We start from the raw sequence: 19,833 nt of genomic DNA on the forward strand, positions 1-19,833 counted from the left end.
TGACATTCCAGCGCCGAGTCGTAATGTGCAGTCAGTCCCGTCGCGGCGAACAGACAGGTGGCACATGGCCGACCAACCGACTCCGGAGTTCATCGAATACGAGACCCTCGATGAGGGCCGTATCGCCCGTATCTGGCTCAACCGCCCCGAGGCGCACAACGCCCAGAACCGAGGCCTGCTGGTGCAGCTGGACGCGGCGTTCCTGAGGGCCGAGGCCGACGATGACGTGCGGGTCATCATCCTGGCGGCGCGGGGCAAGAACTTCTCGGCAGGCCACGACCTCGGCTCGGAGGTTTCGGTGGGGGAGTACACGCCGGGCCCGAATCAGCACCCCAGCTTTCGGGACCGGGGCGCCAACCGCCACGGTGTGGAGAAGCTGTACCTGCAGGAGTATCACTACTACTTCGACAACACCCGGCGGTGGCGCGATCTGCGCAAGATCACCATCGCCCAGGTGCAGGGCAACGCCATCTCGGCGGCGCTGATGCTGATCTGGGCGTGCGATCTGATCGTGGCCGCCGACAACGCCAAGTTCTCCGATGTGGTGGGGGTGCGGCTCGGCATGCCCGGTGTCGAGTACTACGCGCATCCGTGGGAGTTCGGGCCGCGCAAAGCCAAAGAGCTTCTGCTGACCGGTGATTCGCTGGACGCCGAGGAGGCCTACCGCCTGGGGATGGTGTCCAAGGTCTTCCCGCGCGATGAGCTGGAGGACAAGACGCTGGAGTTCGCGCGCCGCATCGCGAAGGTGCCCACCATCGCCTCCCTGCTCATCAAGGATTCGGTCAACGCCGCCTCTGACGCCATGGGCTTCACCGAAGCGCTGAGGCACGGCTTCCACATCCATGAACTCGGCCACGCGCACTGGTCGGTGCACAACGAGAACAAGGCGCCGGTCGGAATGCCGCCGGACGTGGAAGATTGGCGGACGGCCGGTCCTGCGAAGGTGGCGCGCCCGGACACCCCCTGACGGTAGACAGTTTGCGCGATCTGTTCACCTCGGCGGTATCACCGTGATTCCATTACCGGAGCAACACCGGATCACGGATGAAGGGGTCAGCGTGCAGTTGTCGGTCGAGAATCGGACCTACCTGGTCACCGGGGGCGGCAGCGGTATCGGCAAGGGGGTGGCCGGCGCGCTGGTGGACGCCGGCGCCAACGTGATGATCATCGGCCGCAATGCTGACCGGCTCGCGGCGGCGACCGACGAGATCAAGGCTGGGGGCGGCGAGGGGGCGATCCTCTACGAACCCGCCGATGTCACCAACGAGGACGAGGTGAGCCGGGCGGTCGAGGCGGCCACGGCCTGGCACGGCCGGCTGCACGGCGTTGTCCACAGCGCCGGGGGAAGCCACACCATCGGCCCGATCACCCAGATCGACTCCGAACTGTGGCGAAGCACCGTCGACCTCAACGTCAACGGCACCATGTACGTCCTCAAGCACGCCGCCCGGGAGCTGGTGCGCGGCGGCGGCGGATCCTTCGTCGGCATCTCCTCCATCGCCTCGAGCAACACCCACCGCTGGTTCGGTGCGTACGGCCCGGCGAAATCCGCGTTGGACGCGCTACTTCAACTCGCCGCCGACGAGCTCGGCCCGTCCTGGGTGCGGGTCAACGGGATCCGGCCCGGGCTCACCCGAACCGACATGGTGGAGCCCATCATGAGCTCGCCGCAGATCAGCGACGACTACCGCGCGTGCACCCCGCTGCCCCGCGTCGGTGAGGTGGCCGATATCGCCAACCTGGCGTTGTTCCTGCTCTCCGATGCCGGGGAGTACATCACCGGTCAGATCATCAACGTCGACGGCGGCCACGGCCTGCGCCGCGGACCGGACCTGTCCGGGATGCTGGAGCCGGTGTTCGGGGCCGAAGGGCTACGCGGGGTGGTGTGACGCCCCGGAAGCGGCGCGGAACCGCCGTTCACCGCCCGGAATCCCGGCTGGACAGACTCGCAATGGCCGACCAATCCAGGTCGGTGCCGCCGGTGGCCAGCAGCGTCAGGAAGCGGTCACGCAGCAGGCTGGCCACGGGTAGCGGCGCTTGCAGGCGTTCACCGGCATCGAGCACCAGGCCGATGTCCTTCAACCCGAGCGGCGCCGCGAAGCCGGCCGGCGAATACGCGTCGTCGGCGATGATCCTGCCGTAGGTCTGGTACACCGGCGCGCCGAACAACGTCGAGGTCAGCACGTCCAGATACTGTCCCTTGTCCACGCCTGCCTTGGCCACCAGCGCCATCGCCTCGCCCAGGGACTCGATCACCGATGCGATCAGGAAGTTGCCGCTGAGTTTCACCAGATTGGCCGCCGGCGGGTCCTCACCCACCACGAATGTCCGCTGACCGATCGCATCCAGTAGCGCAGCGACGCCGTTGACGGACTCCGGTGCGCCCGCAGCCACCACGAACAACGTGGCCGCCGCGGCCGCCTCAGGCCGGCCGAACACGGGTGCCGACACGAAACGCTGGCCGTGGTCGGCGTGCGCGTGGGTCAGCCGGGTGGCGAGGTCCAGGCTGATGGTGCTCGACGAGATGTGTGTGGCGCCGGGCGCCAGTGTGTCCACGATGCCGCCGAGCAGGTCTTCGTCGCCGAAGGCGACGTGGTGCACGGCGTCGTCGTCGGAGAGCATCGTGAACACGACGTCACCGACGCACGCATCGGCCACCCCGTCGGCGCGGATCGCTCCCTGTTGTACCAAGGGGTCGGCCTTGGCCGCGGAGCGGTTGAACACCGTCACCTCGTGTCCGGCGTTGAGGAGGTTCGCGGCCATCGCCGCACCCATGTTGCCGAGCCCGATGAATCCGATACGCACAGGTCCAGGTTTACTCTTCCCGCTCAGGAGGGCGCGCCGTCGGGTGACAAACCGGACGGGATCGCCTCCGGATTGCCAAGATGGTCGCGGAACTGGAGGGTTGACCGGCATGGGGTACCGACGGGTGGGAATGGTGTTCGCCGCGTGCTGCCTGGCGGCAGCCGGTCATTCCGGCACGGCATCGGCCGAGCCGATACCCCCGATCTCCGAACAGGCGCAATCCGCCGGCCTGGTCGATGTCCGCACCGCCGTCCCTGACGCGGTGATCGACCTGCGTTACGCCACGGCGAACAATTTTGTCGGCATGCCGCTGTACCCCGCCGATGCGCGGTGCCTGATCCATGAATCGTTGGCACCCGGTCTGGCGACCGCGGCAGCCAGGTTGCGGGAGAACGGTGAGGTGCTGGTCTTCTGGGACTGCTACCGGCCGCATGGTGTGCAGGTGACGATGTTCGAACACACACCGGACCCGGCATGGGTGGCCAGGCCGGGGCCGTTCGCGCGCAGCCATACCGCCGGACGATCGGTTGATGTCACCATCGCCGGGGCGGACATGGGTACGGGGTTCGATGACTTTTCACCCCATGCGCTGGCGTACGCAACCGAGGGTGTCAGCCCAGCCGCTCAGGCGAATCGCACCCGGCTGCGGGAGGCGATGGAAGCCGGCGGATTCACCGTGTATTCGGGGGAGTGGTGGCATTTCGACGGGCCGGGTGCCGCCCAGGATCGCCCCATCCTCGACGTGCCGATCAACTGACGCGGTTGCTCGGACCCTTCCGGCGCCGGAGAGGTCCTGAGCTACAGTGGTTCGGTGGGCGACCAATTTGCGCGTATTCAGCAGGCTCCTCGCGAGCCGCTGTCGTCCGAGGTGGCCAAGGCTCTGCTCGACGCGGTGTTCTCTGGTCAGATCAAGCCGGGCACCCGGATGCCGTCGGAACGCCAGCTCGCCGAATCGTTCGGCGTGGGCCGGTTCGTGGTGCGCGAGGCGCTCAAGTCCCTCGGCCTGCTGGGTCTGCTGGAGGTCCGTCAGGGCGACGGCACCTACGTGCGGTCGCCCGATTCGTCTCTGCTGCCGAGGGTCGTCGAGTGGGGCCTGTTGGTCGGAGAGCAGCGCACGTCCGACCTCGTGGAGACGCGCAAGCACATCGAGCCCATCACGGCGCGGCTGGCTGCCGAGCGGCGCAGCGACGACCAGTTGGCGATCATCCGTGACCATCTGCACGGGATGCGGGACGCCACCAACACCGACGAGTTCGTCGACGCCGACGTCGCTTTCCACCTCAGCATCGCCGGGGCCACCGGGAATACGGTGCTGTCGAACATGATCAGCAGCATCTCGTCGCTGTTGAACGTCTGGATCCGCAATGTCATGGACGCCGCCCCGTCGCGGGAACCGTCATACCGCGAACACGTGCCGATCTACGAGGCCATCGAGGTGCGCGACGGCGACGCCGCCGGCGAGGCGATGCGCACCCACATGGAGGGCGCCGCCTGCCGACTCAACGCCGCCGTGGCCGCACACAACGCCGACAAGGGTTTGGCTTCCGGCTGAGGCTGGGCACCCCAGCGGTCATGGAGCAGCAGAACAATCCCCCCGCCACGCCCGAGGACGCCACCAAAGCGACCGCGGAGCAGCGTGAGTTACAGGAGCAGTTGAACCACAAGAACGACGACGCCGATGCGCCCGGTCAGCATCAGGACCGGCATCAGCTCGCCGACGAGACGTAACGCCCTTGAGCGCGTCGCCAGGCCCGGTCGGTCAGCAGACGCAGCCCGTTGAGTGCCACCAGGATTGTGGAACCTTCGTGCCCGGCCACTCCCAGCGGCAACGGCAGATGGCCCACGAGGTCCCAGGTCACCAGGACCGTGATGAACGTCGCGGCGATGACGAGGTTCGCGATGACGACCCGGCGGGCCCGGCGCGCCAACTCCACCACCGTAGAGATCACCACCAGTTCGTCACGCACCGTCACCGCATCCGCCGTCTCGAGCGCGAGATCAGAACCCGAGCGGCCCATTGCGATCGACGAGTGCGCGCTGGCCATCGCCGGGGCATCGTTGATCCCGTCGCCGACCACCAGCACCCGTTGGCCGGTCGCCTCCAGCGCGGCCACCACGTCGGCTTTCCCGTCGGGCAGCAGGCCCGCGTGGACCTCGCCGATCCCGGCTGTGCGAGCCAAAGCCGTAGCGGCGTCGGTGTTGTCGCCGGTAAGCAGAACGGGTGGGGTGGCCATCTGCCGGGTCAACGCCGCGACGGCTGGCGCAGCATCGCACCGCAGTTCGTCACGCAGTCCCATGACGCCGACGAGGATTCCGTCATCGATCACGACAACCGCGGTGGCGCCGGCGGCCTCGATCTCGGCCAGGCCCGGCGTCTCGGCGTGCTCGCGGGGGCCGAGGACCTCGACGGTGCGGCCGCTGACGCGCGCGCGGACACCGCGGCCGATCAGCGCTTCGAAACCATCGGCCGCCGGAACTGTGATTCCGCGGTCACGAGCCGCGGTGACAATGGCCTGGCCGAGCGGATGCTCACTGTACTGCTCGGCTGCGGCGGCCAGCCGGAGAATCTCGTCTTCGTCGAAATCGTCGGTGGCACACCGGATATCAGTGAGCTTCGGTGAGCCCAGGGTCAGCGTGCCGGTCTTGTCGAGGGCGACGGTGGTGACATCGGCCAGGCGCTCCATCGCCACGGCCGACTTGACCAGGATGCCGTGCCTGCCGGCGTTGGCGATGGCCGACAGCAGCGGGGGCATGGTGGCCAGCACGATGGCACACGGTGAAGCCACGATCATGAACGTCATCGCGCGCAACAGGGCCGACTGCAGATCAGCGCCGAATGTCAACGGTATGGCGAACAACGCGATCGTGGCGACCACCACCCCGACGGAGTACCGCTGCTCCACCTTTTCGATGAACAGTTGTGTCCTGGCCTTGGTCGCCGAGGCCCCGCTGACCAGCGCGACGATGCGCGCCACCACGGTGGTCGACGGGTCCTGCGTGACGGTGACCGTGAGGGTGCCGGACCCGTTGAGGGTTCCCGCGAAAACGTTGTCGCCCTGTGTTTTCGAGGCGGGCAAAGGTTCTCCGGTGATGGACGCCTGGTCGACGTCGGAGGCGCCGGAGGTCACCACACCGTCGGCGGAGATGCGCTCGCCGGGGCGGATACGAACGACATCGCCCACGGCCAGATCCTCGGCCGGGACCGAGTGCTCGCGTCCGTCGTGGCCCACCACCACCGCAGTCTCCGGAGCGAGGTCCAGCAGATCGCGCACCGAATCCTCGGTGCGCTTGGTCGCAAGGTCCTCCAGTGCACCCGACGTGGCGAAGATGACGATCAGCAAAGCGCCGTCGGTGACCTGCCCGATCGCCGCCGCGCCGATCGCGGCCACGATCATCAGCAGATCCACATCGAGCGTGCGCTCGCGTAACGCTTTGAGGCCCTCCAGCGCGGGTTCCCAGCCGCCGGTGGCGTAACACGCCAGGTAGACAGCCCACCACAACGGTTCGGGCGCGCCGCTCACCTGCAGGATGAGCCCAAGGCAGAAGAGCAGAAGCGCCACCGCTGCCCAGCGCACGGACGGTACCGACCACAACATGCCGATCCAGCGCGCACCACGGGAAACGTGTTGCGCAGCAACTGGTTCAGCCACAGTCAGGCTCATCGGTCGGTTCCCCCTGAAATCGCCACTCAACACACGAAGATATACCTGGAGACATATACAGTTGTATATGTATCAAGTGATGTCAAGCCGTTGTGCTTGAATGGGCGCATGGGGCACGGCGTCGAAGGTGCGGTGACGCCTGCGGCGTCGCTGGACGCCGCAGCGGCGGTGAAAGTCGCCGAGACCCTGCAGGCTCTCGCCTCGCCCAACCGTCTGCTCATTCTCACCCGGCTGCGTCAATCGCCCTGCACGGTCACCGAACTCTCGACAGCGGTGGGGATGGAGCAGCCTCAGGTATCGCATCAGCTCCGGCTGCTGCGGGCGCTCGGCCTGGTCAGCGGCGAGCGCAGTGGTCGCAACATCGTGTACCGGTTGTACGACAACCACGTGGCACTGCTTCTGGACGAAGCGGTGTACCACATCGAGCACCTGCGCCTGGGTGCCCGCGACGTCACCGCCTGAGGCGCCGTCCTCCACATTCCTCCGGGTGTCCGGGTTGCCTCCGTGTCTGACTGGCTTACTATCTACGTATGAATGCAGATAAGGATCCACGCCCGGCTCGGTTGGGTGAGGATCAGGCCGCGCTGATCGTCGAGGTCTTCCGCATGCTGGCCGATGCCACCCGCATTCAGGTCCTGTGGGCACTCGTCGGCGGTGAACTCTCCGTCAACGAGCTCGCCGAGCACGTCGCCAAACCGGCCCCGTCCGTCTCGCAGCATCTGGCTAAGTTGCGCATGGCGCGACTGGTACGCACTCGGCGTGCGGGTACCACGATCTACTACAGCTTGGAGAACGAGCACGTCCGTGAGCTGGTGCGCGATGCGGTGTTCAACGCCGAGCATGCCGGCCCGGGGGTGCCCGACCATCATCGTGGTCAGCCCGCGGTGCGCCCGGCCGAGCCGAGAAGCCTGCCGTGATCGAGGTGCTGCACGACCCGCGGTTCCGGCGCCTGTTCGCCGCGCAGGTGGTCGCGCTGGTGGGAACCGGACTGCTGACGGTGGCGCTCGGGCTGCTGGCCTATGACCTGGCCGGCTCCGCTGCCGGTGCGGTGCTGGGGACCGCACTCGCCATCAAGATGGTGGCTTATGTGGTTGTGGCACCGGTTGTTTCGGCGGCAACCCACCGGATCTCCAGACGGGTTCTGCTGGTCGGTGCGGACGCGGTGCGGGCCTCGATTGCGCTGCTGCTGCCGTTCGTCGACCACACCTGGCAGATCTATGCCCTGATCTTCGTCTTGCAGGCGGCATCGGCCACCTTCACCCCGACCTTCCAGTCGGTGATCCCGGTTGTCCTTGTCGCCGAACAGGATTACACCCGCGGATTGTCGTTGTCGCGCCTGGCATACGACCTCGAGACGTTGCTGAGTCCGCTTCTGGCAGCCGCTCTGCTGTCGGTGATGACCTACCACCACCTGTTCCTCGGCACCGTGGCAGGGTTCGTGATGTCCGCTGTCCTGGTCCTGAAAACCTCTCTGCCGCAAGTTGTCTACGGCGAAGCCGGTGGATCGTTTCGGCAACGGGTGAGCGCCGGTGTGCAGACGATGTTCCGTCGTCCGGTGCTGAGGTCGTTGGTGGTGTTGAATCTGGCCGTCGCCTCGGCCACGGCGCTGGTGGTGGTCAACACGGTGGTGTACGTCCATGACGTCCTCGGCAGCGGAAATCCCGCAGTGGCCGTGTTGTTGGCGTGTTACGGCGGGGGCTCGATGGCGGTCGCGCTGGTGGTGCCGCGGCTGCTCGCCGTTGTCACCGACCGGCGGATGATGTTGACAGGTGCCGCCGTGATCACCGGGGGTCTGGCCGTCACGTCGGGGTTGCTGCTCATCGGCCCCACGACGGTGCTCGGGTGGCTCACCTTCCCGGTTGCCTGGCTGGCGCTGGGTGCCGGAGCGTCGTTGATCAACACTCCCTCGGCGCGGCTGCTGCGTTACGAAACCGAACCTGCAGGGCGGCCGGCCGTGTTCGCCGCGCAGTTCTCGCTGTCGCACGCATGTTTTTTCCTGACCTACCCGTTGGCGGGCTGGCTCGGGTTGTGGGCAGGCCAGGCGGTTGCCGCGGGGATTCTGGCGGCGCTGGCGATGACGGCAGCCTGCGTGGCGGCGCGGATGTGGCCGACCGCGGGGGCTCGTGTCGGTGGCGCTCACCACCACCGGGTGGTTGCTTAGATAGGCGGTGTGGGCGACTACCCCTTGACCCCGTCGCAGCAACGCGCCTGGCTGAACTACATGCAGGTGTATCACCGGCTCGAATACGAGATGAACCGGCAACTCCAGAACGACTCGGGCCTGTCGTTGGGGGACTACACCGTGATGAACGCCCTGTCGCACGCCCCGGAGGGCCGTGCCCAGCTGACGGTCCTGGCGACGACGATCGGGTGGGAACGCAGCCGGCTCTCACATCACCTGGTGCGGATGACCAAGCGGGGCTTGGTCGATCGGGCCGCCTCGGCGACCGACGGCCGTGGCACCGACGCAATTCTCACCGAGGACGGTTGGGCGGTGTTGCGCGAGGCGGCACCCATCCACGCCGAATGGGTGCGCCGCGCGTTCTTCGCCGACCTCGACGGCGGACAGGAGGCGGCGCTGGCCGACGTCCTGGGTGCCGTGTACGAATCGCTGTTGCGGGAGGGCGCCCTGCCCCGTCCGGACTTTCCGTGACATGAGCGCGCTCGATCAGACCTGATTCGCCCCGCCGTCGACGAACACCTCCGAGCCCGTCATGAAGCTGCTCTGGTCGGAGGCCAGGAACACCACGGCGTTGGCCACTTCCTCGGGACGGCCGACGCGGCTCATCGGAACGGCCGCGGCCTGGGCGTCGAGGATCTGCTGCTCCTGGCCGGCGGGTGCCAGCTCTTTGAGTCCAGGGGTTTCGATGGGCCCGGGGATGACGGTGTTGACGCGGATCCCGCGGTCGACGAGTTCGGCGGCCCAGGTGCGGCCCAAGGAGCGAATGGCAGCCTTGGAGGCGGCGTAGGCGCCGAACGCCGGGGTGCCGCGGGTGGCGGCGGTCGATCCGGCCAGGATCACCGACGCGCCCCGGTTCAGCAGCGGCAGCATGGTCTGAACGGTGAACGTGGTGCCCCCGACATTGCGGGTGAGGGTGTCCGCCAGATGCGCCGGCGTCTCCTCTTCCAGCGTGGCGAACTCGCCGCCGCCGGCATTGGCGAAGATGATGTCGAGTCCGTGACCCCCGGCGCGGATCTCCCCGGCGAGATGGTCGAGATCGGCTTGACTGGTGATATCACTGCGGACGCCGATGACATTGCGCCCGATCTCGGCTGCCGCTTTGTCGACACCTTCCTGGCTTCGGCCGGTCAGATAGACGTGCGCGCCCTCTTCGGCCAAGCGCTGAGCTGCCGCCAGTCCGATACCCGAGGTGCCGCCTGTCACCAGTGCCGTCTTGCCCGTCAACTGCGCCATGACGTTCTCCTTGATGTCGTGTCCGGAGGTGAGTCCTCCCGACCTGTCCGACATAAGTAGGTGACATGTCACGATTATTCCCCGGGGCCGGAGAAGGCCGTCGTGGTCAGGGCATCGACTGACCCCAGTCGATGTGGCCCTCGAGGTCGTGTGCGCGCGCCAACTGCCGATAGCGATCCCTGAAGTGAACGTATGCCTCGGCATCACCCTGCGCTTGCGCCACCAGGGCCCGCAACCGTTGTAACCAGATCTCGCGTCCCACCAGGCCCTCGTCGGCGGGGGCGGCTGCGAGCAACTCGATTGCGCGTTGAGCTTCGATCAGGTCACTGTCGGTGCCGCGGCTCAGCAATGTCTCCACCAGAACGCCCGTCGCCATGATGCCCCACGACAGCAGCTGCCCGGCCCGGTTCAGGTGGTCGACGGCGGCGCGCATCGGGGGAAGCGTCCGGTCGCGATCTCCCCGGCGCGCTGCCTCGCGCAATATGAACGCGTCGAGCATCGCGATGTCGCAGAGAAAATGCCCTCCGCGCACGAACACGTCACGGACCTCCGTCAGCAGCTGGTGTCCGCGATCACGCTCGGCATCGGTGTCGCGGTGCACCAGCGCAAGACCCAACGTCAACCAGGCGACACCCAATTGGAGGTCGTCGCCGGACCTTTCAGCGATCGCCAGGGCTTCCTCGATCTCGCGCACCGCGGCATCGTCGGGCCGCAGCGCACCGGCCGGTACTCCCGCGGTGTAGATATAGCTGACCACGGTGACATAGGACAAGGAGTCCGCCTCCCGCGCCATGGCCAGACCCTGCTGCAGGTCGTCTCGCCAGCCTGGACGGCCCAGGGTGTAACGCGCAATGGCCCGCTGTGCGAAGGCCAGGGCCAGGGGAGAGCCGAACAGGAAATTGCCCATACGAGGGTCGCCGTCGGCCAGGTCGATGACTCGCTGCGCCAAGCGCAGCATCTCGGACCACTCCCCACTTGCGGCCTTGGCGCGGATCGGCGTGAAGGACAGCCCCACCGTCAGGGCCGGATCGCCGATGGACTCGATGAGGGCGATGGCTTCGGACGCCAGCCCCGACGCCTCACGCACCCGGTCCTGGAAGGTGTGATCAACCACCAGGCCCGCCATCGCGATGGCCAGTGATGCCTTGTCGCCCGCGGCGCTGCACAGGTTCCGCAGTTCGTCGAAGCGGTCTCCGACGTTGTTCACATGCACGCGCCAGGCGATCCCGCACAACATCGTGCGTGGAGCGATGCACATGGCTGCCCGGTCGGGGTCGACGGTGGGCAAGCCATCCGCCAGCTTGGTGGCGCTTTCCCAACTCGACCGTGCTGCCGCGATGTCGCGGTAGGTCGCCCACGCCGCCGCCCGCATGTGCCAACCGTAGGCATCACGCAGGTCGCCGGCCGCTTCGAGATGTTCTGCGATCAGCGCCGCGTTCTGGTCGGCCGATTCCGGTTCGCGCGTCTCGATCGCACCGGCCAGCCGGCGGTGCATCCGGGCGCGGTCGGATCTCAACTGGGATTCGTAGGCCACGGTCCGGATGAGCGGGTGGCGGAAAACGAACTCGGCATCGGGGATGAAACGGACCTGATCGATCAGCGCGGCCCGTAAAAGCGCGTCTAGGGCAGGAGTATTGCCGACCGCGGCCAGTAACTCCTGCGTGAACCGCGACCCGATGACCGCCGCGGCGTTGAGCGTCTTCTTGGCGTCAGGATCGAGGCGGTCGATGCGCGCGGCGATAGTCGCTTGCAGAGTAGCCGGAACGGTGATCTCGGCCAGGTCCGTGGTGCACCGAAAACCGCCTTGGTCGCCCTGAAGCACACTGCGCTCGGCGAGCTCGCGGACCATCTCGTGGGCGAAAAACGGATTCCCGCTGGATCTTTCGGCAACAAGTGACTTGACGCCGGCAACCGACGGGTCGAGGCCCAGCAGGTTGTCGAGCAGTTCCGCGGTTTCCGCATCGCTCAGGGGCGCCAGCGAAATGGTTTGTGCGTTGGGCATTCGTGCCAAAACACCGTGATAGTCGGGACGGTAGGTGATCAGTGCAAGCGCCGGGGTCTGGGGTACGACGGTCAGGAATTCGGCCAGCATCGACTCGCTGACCTCATCGACCCAGTGTGCGTCCTCGATCCGGTAGAGGACCGGTTGGACACGCGACAGCGACACGGAGTTGATCAGCGCGCTCAACCGGCGACGGCGCGCATCGGGGCGGATCGCAGGAGGCGGCCTGTCTGGCTCGCCGATACCCATCAGGTCATAGAGCAGCAGCACATCGTCGTCGGCGGCCCCGGAGAAGACTGCACGCACCTGTGCGCGCGCTGCCTCCTCGTCGAGATCTGTTATCCCGACGGCGTCGCGCAACAACCCCGCCGCCACGAGAAAAGGGACATCACTGGTGTGCGACTCGCAGAAGACCGTGAACACTTCAACACCACGATGACGGGCCAGCGCGACAGCTTCATCGACGAGCCGGGTCTTCCCGATACCCGGCGGGCCGGCAACGGAGACCACGGTCCCCCGCCCGCTCATCGCCCGATCCAGCAGGCTTGTGAGCGTTGCGACTTCGTACTCGCGACCCACCAAGGCCGCGTGCGGGCGAGCACTTCTGGCAGGTCCGTCGGACAGGCCGATGAGACGGTGCGCTCGCACCGGGACGTCGCTGCCCTTGACCCGCACCTCCTCGGCATCGGCCAGGACGGTGGCGTGGGCGACGAGCCGGGCAGTGGCGTCACTGAGCATCACCGCACCCGGCGGCGCCACTGATTCCATTCTCTGCGCCATCCCGACCTGTTCGCCAACCGCGGTGTAACCGAGAGGTCCGGAACCGATCTCACCGGCGATCACCTGGCCCGAGTTCAGTCCCACCCGCAATTGCAGCTCAACCCCGTCGCGCTCGCGGACCTCGACTGCAAGGCGCTTGATGTCCTCTTGAATACCCAAGGCGGTCAGGCAGGCTCGCAAAGCGTGGTCCTCCCGGGCCACGGGCGCGCCGAAGACCGCCATGATCCCGTCGCCGGTGAACTTGTCCACCGTGCCCCCGTAGCGGTGCACCAGCTTGGTGCAGCGGTTGACCAGATCGGCCATGATCTCGCGAAGCCGCTCCGCGCCAACGGCCGCGGCGATGCCCATGGACTGCACGACGTCGGCAAACAGCACAGTGACCTGCTTGTATTCCGCCTGTGCGTCGGGCTCGGCGAACGGCGAGCCACACGTGTGACAAAACCGTGCATTCTCGAGGCGCTCCGTACCGCACGTCCAGCACGCAGCTACGGCAGCCATCCGCCCTCCGTCTTCCCGGCCCCGAAATTAGGGGGGGTCCTCAAAGAATAAGCCGGGTCTGTGATGAGCGTTGGTGCTCGCCACGAACGACGCCGAACAACGGCGCAAGGAGCCGTGTTCAATTCAAAATTCCGTACGGACGGGCTCAGATATTTGCAAAGCAGAACAACCGGTAGGACGCCTCGCCATTCTCCAGTCGCCGGTAGATCAACGAGCCTGGCCCGCCCGCGTAGTCGCTGGCGATTCCGCGGACCAGGGCGATGTTCGGCAGGCGGCGAGTGATCTGGGTGAGAAGCCGATTGTTCTCCAAGCCGCGCATCACCTCGTCATTGATGACGGTTTCCGACACCATACGCATCTGTATGCCGGCAATATCCTTCTCCCACTGGGCCATTGTGTCTGCGTAGCGGATATCGGCGTACAGGAAATGGCCTCCCGGCCTCAGGACGCGCCTCACCTCTGCGAAAAAGCGCGGGACGTTCTGATAATTGATTGCGGCCTCGACATTGATCACCACGTCGAAGGATTTGTCGGGGAACGGGAGGCGCTCGGCGTTGCCCTGGACGAACGTCAAACCGGGCAGCTTGTGCCTTCTTCGGCAGAAGTCTATTGCGACTGTGTTCAGATCCAACGCCGTGTAGGAGGCCGGGTGCAGCGTCCGCATCAGGTACGCGGCACCCCCACCATGGCCGCAGCTGACCTCGAGTACTTCTCTGCCGTCGATATCGACCTGGGTAGCGGTGCGGTGGTAGAGCTGAATGGGAAACCGGTCGGGCTCATCGGCCGCCGTCAGCGGCAGGGCCATCGGTGGAGCCTCTTCGTACCCGTAGTTGAGAAAGAGGACGTCGTCTCTGGCGAGCAGACGGCTGAGCAACCGGTACCCGTACTTGAATCGTGAGTCAAGCGCCTTCAGCAAGACCGGGTTGCGGTTCAGTCGGGCAATGAGGCCTTCTGTGGGCGTACGTTGGAGCGCCACCGGCGCAGTATGGCATGAGTATCGGTTGGAATAGCGGGATTTCGGCACGTTGGCCACCCCGGCAGGCCAGGGAGCCCTTTAACCCGATGCCACCCACACCATCGAAGGTCCTGTGACTGAACACATTCCAGCACACTGATGTCACGTGTCGCCGCGCAGCAAGACACCGCCGGACGGCACATCGTTGCGTACGCGAACAACTGGACGAAACCGGCCCCCCAGCCTGGGCAGTTTTCGATAATCTGACGCCCATGGCGATGGGTTCCCTTCCGGCCCTGCTGCGCGAGCGTGCCAGCCTGCAGCCTCACCAAAAGGCGTTCACGTTCGTGGACTACGAACAGGACCGAGCGGGCACGGCCGAATCCCTGACGTGGTCGCAGCTGTACCTGCGCGTGCTCAACCTCGCACACGAGCTCCGACAGCATGGATCACCGGGTGACCGGGCGGTGATTTCGGCGCCGCAAGGACTGGACTACATCACGGCGTTTCTCGGTGCACTGCATGCCGGATACGTCGCCGTTCCGTTGGGAAACGTCCATGACGATCGGACCGATTCAGTGCTGTCTGACGCGTCGCCCTCGGTCGTGCTCACGACATCCGCTGTCGCCGGCGAACTCACCGAGCATGTCGAGTCGACGTCACGTGCATCTGTTCCTGTGGTTGTCGAGGTCGACCAGCTGGACCTGGACTCGAAGCGGCGAGTGGTGCCGCGGCCGCCCGGCGCGACGGACGCCACCTATGTGCAATACACCTCCGGATCAACCCGCACTCCTGCGGGTGTAGTGGTCTCGTACCAGAACACCGTGGCCAATTTCGCGCACATCAATGCCGCCTTCTTCGGTGACCACGGCGGCGTCGCTCCGCCGGACACCACGTTGGTGTCCTGGCTACCGTTCTTCCACGACATGGGTTTACATCTCGGAATCATCTGCCCGGTTCTGTCGGGGTTGCCGACTGTGCTGATGAGCCCCGTGTCGTTTCTGCAGAAACCGGCGAGGTGGATGCAGTTGCTGGCCGGTAACAGCCGCGCACTCTCAGCAGCGCCCAACTTCGCGCTGGAACTGGCAGCACGCAAGACAACAGACCAAGACATGGCCGGGCTCGATCTGGGGAACGTACTCAGCATCTTCAACGGCGGTGAGCGGGTGCAGCCGGCTACGTTGCAGCGCTTCTCAGAGCGGTTCGCGCGTTTCAATCTCCAGGAAAGTGTGCTTCGGCCATCGTATGGAATGGCCGAAGCAACACTGTATATCGCGACCCGCGAAGCGGGTGCTCCTCCGAAAGTCGTCCACTTCGACTCTCGAGAACTGACCGCCGGCCGAGCGAAGCGGTGGACAGGTGCAGGCGGCACACCCTTGGTGAGTTACGGCGTGCCACAGTCACCGACAGTGCGCATCGTGGATCCCGAAACCGCAACTGAGTGCACGCAGGGGTCGACCGGTGAAATCTGGGTGCACGGAGGCAATGTCGCCGTCGGCTACTGGAAGAAACCGCGAGAGACGGAGCAGACGTTCGCCGCCAGACTCGTGTCTGCGGTAGCGGGCACCCCCGAGGGGCCGTGGCTGAGGACCGGCGATCTGGGTTTCATCTCCGAAGGCGAGCTGTTCATCGTCGGCCGCATGAAAGATCTCCTGGTCATATACGGGCGCAATCACTCACCCGACGACCTGGAGGCAACAATGCACAGTGTCGCGCCCGGTCGGTGTGCCGCGATCTCGGTTCCGGACGGCGAGACCGAACGGCTGGTGGCGATCCTCGAACTCAAGAATCGCGCAGAGTCCGGACACCAGGGAACAACCGGCTACGACACCGTGAAACGAGACGTCACGTCTGCCATCTCGCGCATTCATGGGCTCAGCCTCACCGATCTTGTTGTCGTGGAGCCCGGTTCGATCCCCACCACGACAAGCGGAAAAGTCAGAAGAGCGGCCTGTGTCGAGCTGTACCGCCGAAACCAATTCGTGCGCTTGGACGCGTCTTAGAAGGTGGTCGGTGCTCGCGAAGAACCTTCTGAACCCAGTGAACCTGCTGGGCACCGAGCTGGCACGTTCGTCGGAAGCCGGCCGTTATCTTGTGGACCGCAACGCTTTCCGGTTTCTGTGTGAGACCCATCTCGAGCTGCCGGCGAAGCCTCCGGCGGATGGCCGCACGCTCGTTCTCTTCGCGCACTATGATCCCCAGGGCGTCGTCGATCCCTACGTCACCTATTACCTGAAGGCGCTCCACGACCTGGGCGCCACCATTGTCTTCGTCTCGGGATCGCCCACGCTCGTACCGAGCTCGGTCGCTCCCATCCTGCCTCTTTGTGCCGGCATCTACACTCGGCGCACCCTTTCCCTGGACTTCGGCTCGTGGCACCTCGCATGGTGTCTACTGAGGCAACGCGGTTGGTCGCTTGCGCAGTTCGACCGCTTCGTGATGGCCAACGACAGCGTGTACGGTCCGCTGTTCCCCATCGAGGAGATGTGGAGTTCGTTCCGGGATGCCGATATGTACGGAGCCATCGAGAACACCCAGATGGTTCCCCATCTGCAATCGTTTCTGCTGGCCTGGGATCTCAACTCGCGTACCCGCCCCTTCCTCGACGAGTTCTGGAATGACTTTGACTACGTCGTGCACAAGGGGACTCTCATCTGGCGGTACGAGGTCGGTCTATCCGAACGAGCCCGTAAAGCGGGGCTCAGGGTCAAACCGTTCGTTTCCGCGGACACCATTCGGACGATCTACCGGAGTTCGTCGGCGCAGAGATGGGGTAGTGAGCGCTTCGCGAGGAACAACGGCACCCTCTACCAGTGGGACGGCCTCATCACCGATCTTCGCTTCCCTTTCCTCAAGACGGTGCTGGCGCGCCGCGACAAGCGCTGGCGGGTATCCATGGCGCACCTGCGTCACGTCGTCGAGCACACCCCTTATCCGTACGGGCTCATCCAATCGAACCTGGACAGGCTCGGCTGCGGGTGAGCTCAGGTCGCCCGCTTCCTGCCACCGGCGTTCTCCAGGAGATCGGCTGCCGTGGAGACACTCTCGGTGGGCTTGGTCATCCGTGTGGCGATCTCGCGAGCCCGGGTGGCGTACTGCGGTTGGAGCACGTGCCGCAGGTTCGCGACGAGCGATTTCCGGGTTGTCGTCGACAGGCGCTGGGCGCGTCCGACCTTCAATCGGGTGACCTGAGCCGCCCATAACGGTTGATCTGCAACGTCCCACAAGACCGCCATGGGGATTCCGGCACGCAGGGCCGCGGCCGTGGTGCCTGCACCGCCGTGATGGACAGCTGCTCGACACATCGGGAAGACAGCTGAATAGTTGATCATCCCAACGGGTTTGACGTGTTCGAAGTGTTCGGTACCGCCGGCGCCGCAGTAGACCAGCGCCCGGACACCCACTTCGGTACAGGCGGCCGCGATCATTGCGATGGTGTCCGCGGGAGACCGGATGGGTGTACTACCGAAGCCGAAGTAGACAGGTGATGGTCCAGCACGAATCCACGACTCCACTTCACTGTCGGATTCACTTGGTAGCTGCAAGGTCAGCGCGCCCACGAAAGGGCGTCGGCCATTCCATTCGGTCGCGAGGCCGGGAAAGCAGGCTTCGTCATAGGCCTGGATCTCGAGTGATCCGCGGTCGGCCATTCGTTTCGAGGCAGGCGCTGTTGCCGCCGGCAAGCGCAGCTCACGGCGTTGTGCGTCATCGACATCTTTGGTCATCTGCCAGTACAGCCACCAAGCCGCCCTCAGAGAGAAGCGGACGAGGGGAGCCGGCGACGGTAACGACGGAAACGCGAGTCGACCATTGACGGAGATCGGTATGTGGTGGATGGACACCAACGGAATACCATGGTATTCAGCCACATTCGAGACAACTCCGTGGTAGGTCTGGCCGGTGACCAGCAGGTCCGCACCCTCGGCCAGCGATACCAGCGTTTTGCTCATCTGCGCCCAGCCCTCGATGAAGAGTTCTCGCCCGGCGCGAGCGAAACTGACTGGGTTCTGCGGTGTGAAGGCGTGATGAACAAAATCCGCGAGCGCGTTCACCTGTTCCTCCGAAACCGGCCCGTATCCGACGGCAGCAAGTCCCACCGACTCCACGAACTCGACCAAGTCAGGCGGAACCGCCATGTGCACCTCGTGCCCTCGACGGAGCAGTTCCAGACCGACTGTGGCGCAGGGTTCGACATCGCCACGAGTTCCGTGCGCGGCCAACACGACCCTCACCAGAGGACCCGCTCGTGGGTCGTAGCCATCAATGTGTTTCGTCCAGTACTTGGATCAACGTGCCGGCGCGTCGCCCATCGGTGACCCTCTTGAAAACGGCCTTGAGCGCAACCAGGTACCGGGTGACCGAATCCCTGGCAGTCGGGTTGTCCGGCAGGTTCACCCATATCGACAGTTCGTCGAAGAGACGAATGATGGAGATGTAGAGGTGGGCGGGATCCCTGGGATCGCAGAAGATCCTGACATTCGCGTCTTTCATGTGTGAGGCGACGGTCGCGGAGAAGGGAGGAAGCCCGGTATCCATGTAGTTCACCATGGTGCAATTCGGCCCCCATGGCCTCAGCCAGGGCGCCAACGTCAGTACCTCGTTGAACGACACATCGGCAAGGTCCAGGTTCGCATCGAAGGAGGCTTGCGCTGCCCGGGCAGTAGCGTCGAACGACGCCGGATCGACCGGCACCACAAGGGGAATCACGCCGGTGAACCAGCCCATCGTCGAGAACTCTGCCAACGACCGTCGCTTGTCCGTCGGCGTGAGACCGTAGTAGGTCGCAGCACCGGTGAACTGGTGCTGTGCGAGAGCGACGCAGGCGAACAGGCCGCCGCTGAAGCGGGCACCCGCCCGGATGCACCGCGCTTCGAATACGGCTGTCTGATCCTGATCCATCAAGCGGTCAACCATGACATCGCCACCGGTGGGCACGGACAGATCACCCAGAGGCAGGGGAAAATCCGGCAGTGTTCCGCCGTTGTCCTCGGCGAACTCGATCCACCTCCGAATCTCCGGGGAGTCCACGGTCAGGCCCGATACGCGTTGTTTCTCGCGTATGCAGAAGTCGTCATGACTGGCTGGAGGCGGCGATTGGACGAGTGCACCACCTCGGACGAGGGCCCGGTAGTTCATCGCGATCTCGGTGTACAACCCGGAGATGATCGTCGGGTCGCAATGCACATGATCGACGATCGAGAAGAATGTGAAGTGGCTCGGGTACTGAATGATGCCGAACCGGAAACAATCCCACTGCACTGGATCAGGTGTCGACAGCACAAAGCGTTGCCACTCCTCGGGGGCCATCGCATCGTGGGCGATCGGCAGGAACTCGATGTCGATGGGATCGCGGATGGTATGCCGAACGACATCCGCGGAACCCCGGTATTCGAACCAACTGTGATACGTCTTGTGCCGCCGCAGGTGCGAGTTGATGCAGTAGCTCATCGCGCGCAGGTCGCACCGGCCGGGTTCGTCACCGGCACCGATCACCAAGCGCGCATAGTCGAGTCCGCGGCTGGCGTAGCGCGAGAAGCCCCGCAGGTGTCCCTCTTGCATCGCGCTGAGTGGCACCTCGCTCACGGGAGCCATCCGGGCTTTGGCCAGGGATGCCGGAGATGGTTGCCACGACACGATCCTGCCGGGATCCGGCACCCAGTCGTGCACCGTTCCCACGAAGAGCCCGCCCGCTGACCCTGCACCTACGTGCACCGTT

18 protein-coding genes are annotated in these 19,833 nt (G+C 65.4%); 11 read left to right on the top strand and 7 right to left on the bottom strand.

From position 1 onward, the window contains the following. Positions 1 to 64 precede the first annotated feature (64 nt). Positions 65 to 967 (top strand): enoyl-CoA hydratase, encoded by a 903-nt coding sequence (locus NL241_RS03445; RefSeq protein ID WP_494396777.1) that lies wholly within the window; start codon positions 65 to 67, stop codon positions 965 to 967. 91 nt (positions 968 to 1,058) lie between these two features. Further along, positions 1,059 to 1,889 carry an SDR family oxidoreductase gene (locus NL241_RS03450; RefSeq protein WP_487694242.1) on the top strand — a complete coding sequence of 277 codons (831 nt, stop codon included), beginning with the start codon at positions 1,059 to 1,061 and terminating at the stop codon, positions 1,887 to 1,889. Between the two features lie 28 nt (positions 1,890 to 1,917). Here NL241_RS03450 and NL241_RS03455 read toward each other — a convergent pair whose 3' ends face one another. Beyond that, on the bottom strand, positions 1,918 to 2,805 hold the full coding sequence (locus NL241_RS03455) for an NAD(P)-dependent oxidoreductase (RefSeq protein WP_494396778.1): 888 nt from the start codon (positions 2,803 to 2,805) through the stop codon (positions 1,918 to 1,920). Between the two features lie 109 nt (positions 2,806 to 2,914). On the opposite strand from NL241_RS03455, the gene NL241_RS03460 reads away from it, so the two are divergent. Genes NL241_RS03460 through NL241_RS03470 form a run of 3 tightly spaced genes read left to right on the top strand, consistent with a single transcriptional unit; the run spans position 2,915 to position 4,533 of the window. Then, complete coding sequence (locus NL241_RS03460) at positions 2,915 to 3,562, top strand: M15 family metallopeptidase (RefSeq protein ID WP_487694244.1); 648 nt, start codon at positions 2,915 to 2,917, stop codon at positions 3,560 to 3,562. Positions 3,563 to 3,616: 54 nt separating this feature from the next. After that, a complete protein-coding gene (locus NL241_RS03465) occupies positions 3,617 to 4,357 on the top strand; it encodes a FadR/GntR family transcriptional regulator (RefSeq protein WP_487694245.1) in 741 nt (246 codons plus the stop codon). Between the two features lie 20 nt (positions 4,358 to 4,377). After that, positions 4,378 to 4,533, top strand: a complete 156-nt coding sequence (locus NL241_RS03470; protein WP_494396779.1) for a hypothetical protein — start codon at positions 4,378 to 4,380, stop codon at positions 4,531 to 4,533. Here NL241_RS03470 and NL241_RS03475 read toward each other — a convergent pair. Then, on the bottom strand, positions 4,512 to 6,467 hold the full coding sequence (locus tag NL241_RS03475) for a heavy metal translocating P-type ATPase (protein ID WP_494396780.1): 1,956 nt from the start codon (positions 6,465 to 6,467) through the stop codon (positions 4,512 to 4,514). The genes NL241_RS03470 and NL241_RS03475 overlap by 22 nt on opposite strands. Before the next feature lie 108 nt (positions 6,468 to 6,575). On the opposite strand from NL241_RS03475, the gene NL241_RS03480 reads away from it, so the two are divergent. From NL241_RS03480 to NL241_RS03495, 4 genes are all read left to right on the top strand, one after another. Continuing rightward, positions 6,576 to 6,929: an ArsR/SmtB family transcription factor gene (locus NL241_RS03480; RefSeq protein WP_494396781.1), complete on the top strand. Its 354-nt coding sequence runs from the start codon at positions 6,576 to 6,578 to the stop codon at positions 6,927 to 6,929. A gap of 68 nt (positions 6,930 to 6,997) precedes the next feature. Next, a complete protein-coding gene (locus NL241_RS03485; protein ID WP_487694250.1) occupies positions 6,998 to 7,384 on the top strand; it encodes an ArsR/SmtB family transcription factor in 387 nt (128 codons plus the stop codon). Next, positions 7,381 to 8,628 (top strand): MFS transporter, encoded by a 1,248-nt coding sequence (locus NL241_RS03490; RefSeq protein WP_494396782.1) that lies wholly within the window; start codon positions 7,381 to 7,383, stop codon positions 8,626 to 8,628. The genes NL241_RS03485 and NL241_RS03490 overlap by 4 nt, the downstream gene beginning before the upstream one ends. A 9-nt stretch (positions 8,629 to 8,637) precedes the next feature. After that, positions 8,638 to 9,120, top strand: a complete 483-nt coding sequence (locus NL241_RS03495) for a MarR family winged helix-turn-helix transcriptional regulator (RefSeq protein WP_494396783.1) — start codon at positions 8,638 to 8,640, stop codon at positions 9,118 to 9,120. A 15-nt stretch (positions 9,121 to 9,135) separates the two neighbouring features. On the opposite strand, the gene NL241_RS03500 is transcribed toward NL241_RS03495, so the two are convergent. From NL241_RS03500 to NL241_RS03510, 3 genes are all read right to left on the bottom strand, one after another. Further along, positions 9,136 to 9,882, bottom strand: a complete 747-nt coding sequence (locus NL241_RS03500) for an SDR family oxidoreductase (protein WP_494396784.1) — start codon at positions 9,880 to 9,882, stop codon at positions 9,136 to 9,138. Positions 9,883 to 9,988: 106 nt separating this feature from the next. Further along, positions 9,989 to 13,162: an adenylate/guanylate cyclase domain-containing protein gene (locus tag NL241_RS03505; protein WP_494396785.1), complete on the bottom strand. Its 3,174-nt coding sequence runs from the start codon at positions 13,160 to 13,162 to the stop codon at positions 9,989 to 9,991. Positions 13,163 to 13,307: 145 nt separating this feature from the next. Beyond that, positions 13,308 to 14,138 (bottom strand): phthiotriol/phenolphthiotriol dimycocerosates methyltransferase, encoded by an 831-nt coding sequence (locus NL241_RS03510; protein ID WP_494396786.1) that lies wholly within the window; start codon positions 14,136 to 14,138, stop codon positions 13,308 to 13,310. 251 nt (positions 14,139 to 14,389) lie between these two features. On the opposite strand from NL241_RS03510, the gene NL241_RS03515 reads away from it, so the two are divergent. Both NL241_RS03515 and NL241_RS03520 read left to right on the top strand, forming a co-directional pair. Further along, positions 14,390 to 16,120 (top strand): AMP-binding protein, encoded by a 1,731-nt coding sequence (locus tag NL241_RS03515; protein ID WP_494396787.1) that lies wholly within the window; start codon positions 14,390 to 14,392, stop codon positions 16,118 to 16,120. 10 nt (positions 16,121 to 16,130) lie between these two features. Then, entirely contained in the window at positions 16,131 to 17,099 is a 969-nt protein-coding gene (locus NL241_RS03520) for a rhamnan synthesis F family protein (RefSeq protein ID WP_494396788.1), read from the top strand. Positions 17,100 to 17,101: 2 nt separating this feature from the next. Here NL241_RS03520 and NL241_RS03525 read toward each other — a convergent pair whose 3' ends face one another. Together NL241_RS03525 and NL241_RS03530 are read right to left on the bottom strand one after the other, a co-directional pair. Then, complete coding sequence (locus tag NL241_RS03525; RefSeq protein WP_494396789.1) at positions 17,102 to 18,349, bottom strand: glycosyltransferase; 1,248 nt, start codon at positions 18,347 to 18,349, stop codon at positions 17,102 to 17,104. Between the two features lie 28 nt (positions 18,350 to 18,377). Further along, positions 18,378 to 19,829, bottom strand: coding sequence for an amino acid adenylation domain-containing protein (locus tag NL241_RS03530; RefSeq protein ID WP_494396790.1), 1,452 nt, complete (start codon positions 19,827 to 19,829; stop codon positions 18,378 to 18,380). Positions 19,830 to 19,833 lie beyond the last annotated feature (4 nt).

Source organism: Mycolicibacterium sp. SMGY-1XX, from assembly GCF_059132455.1.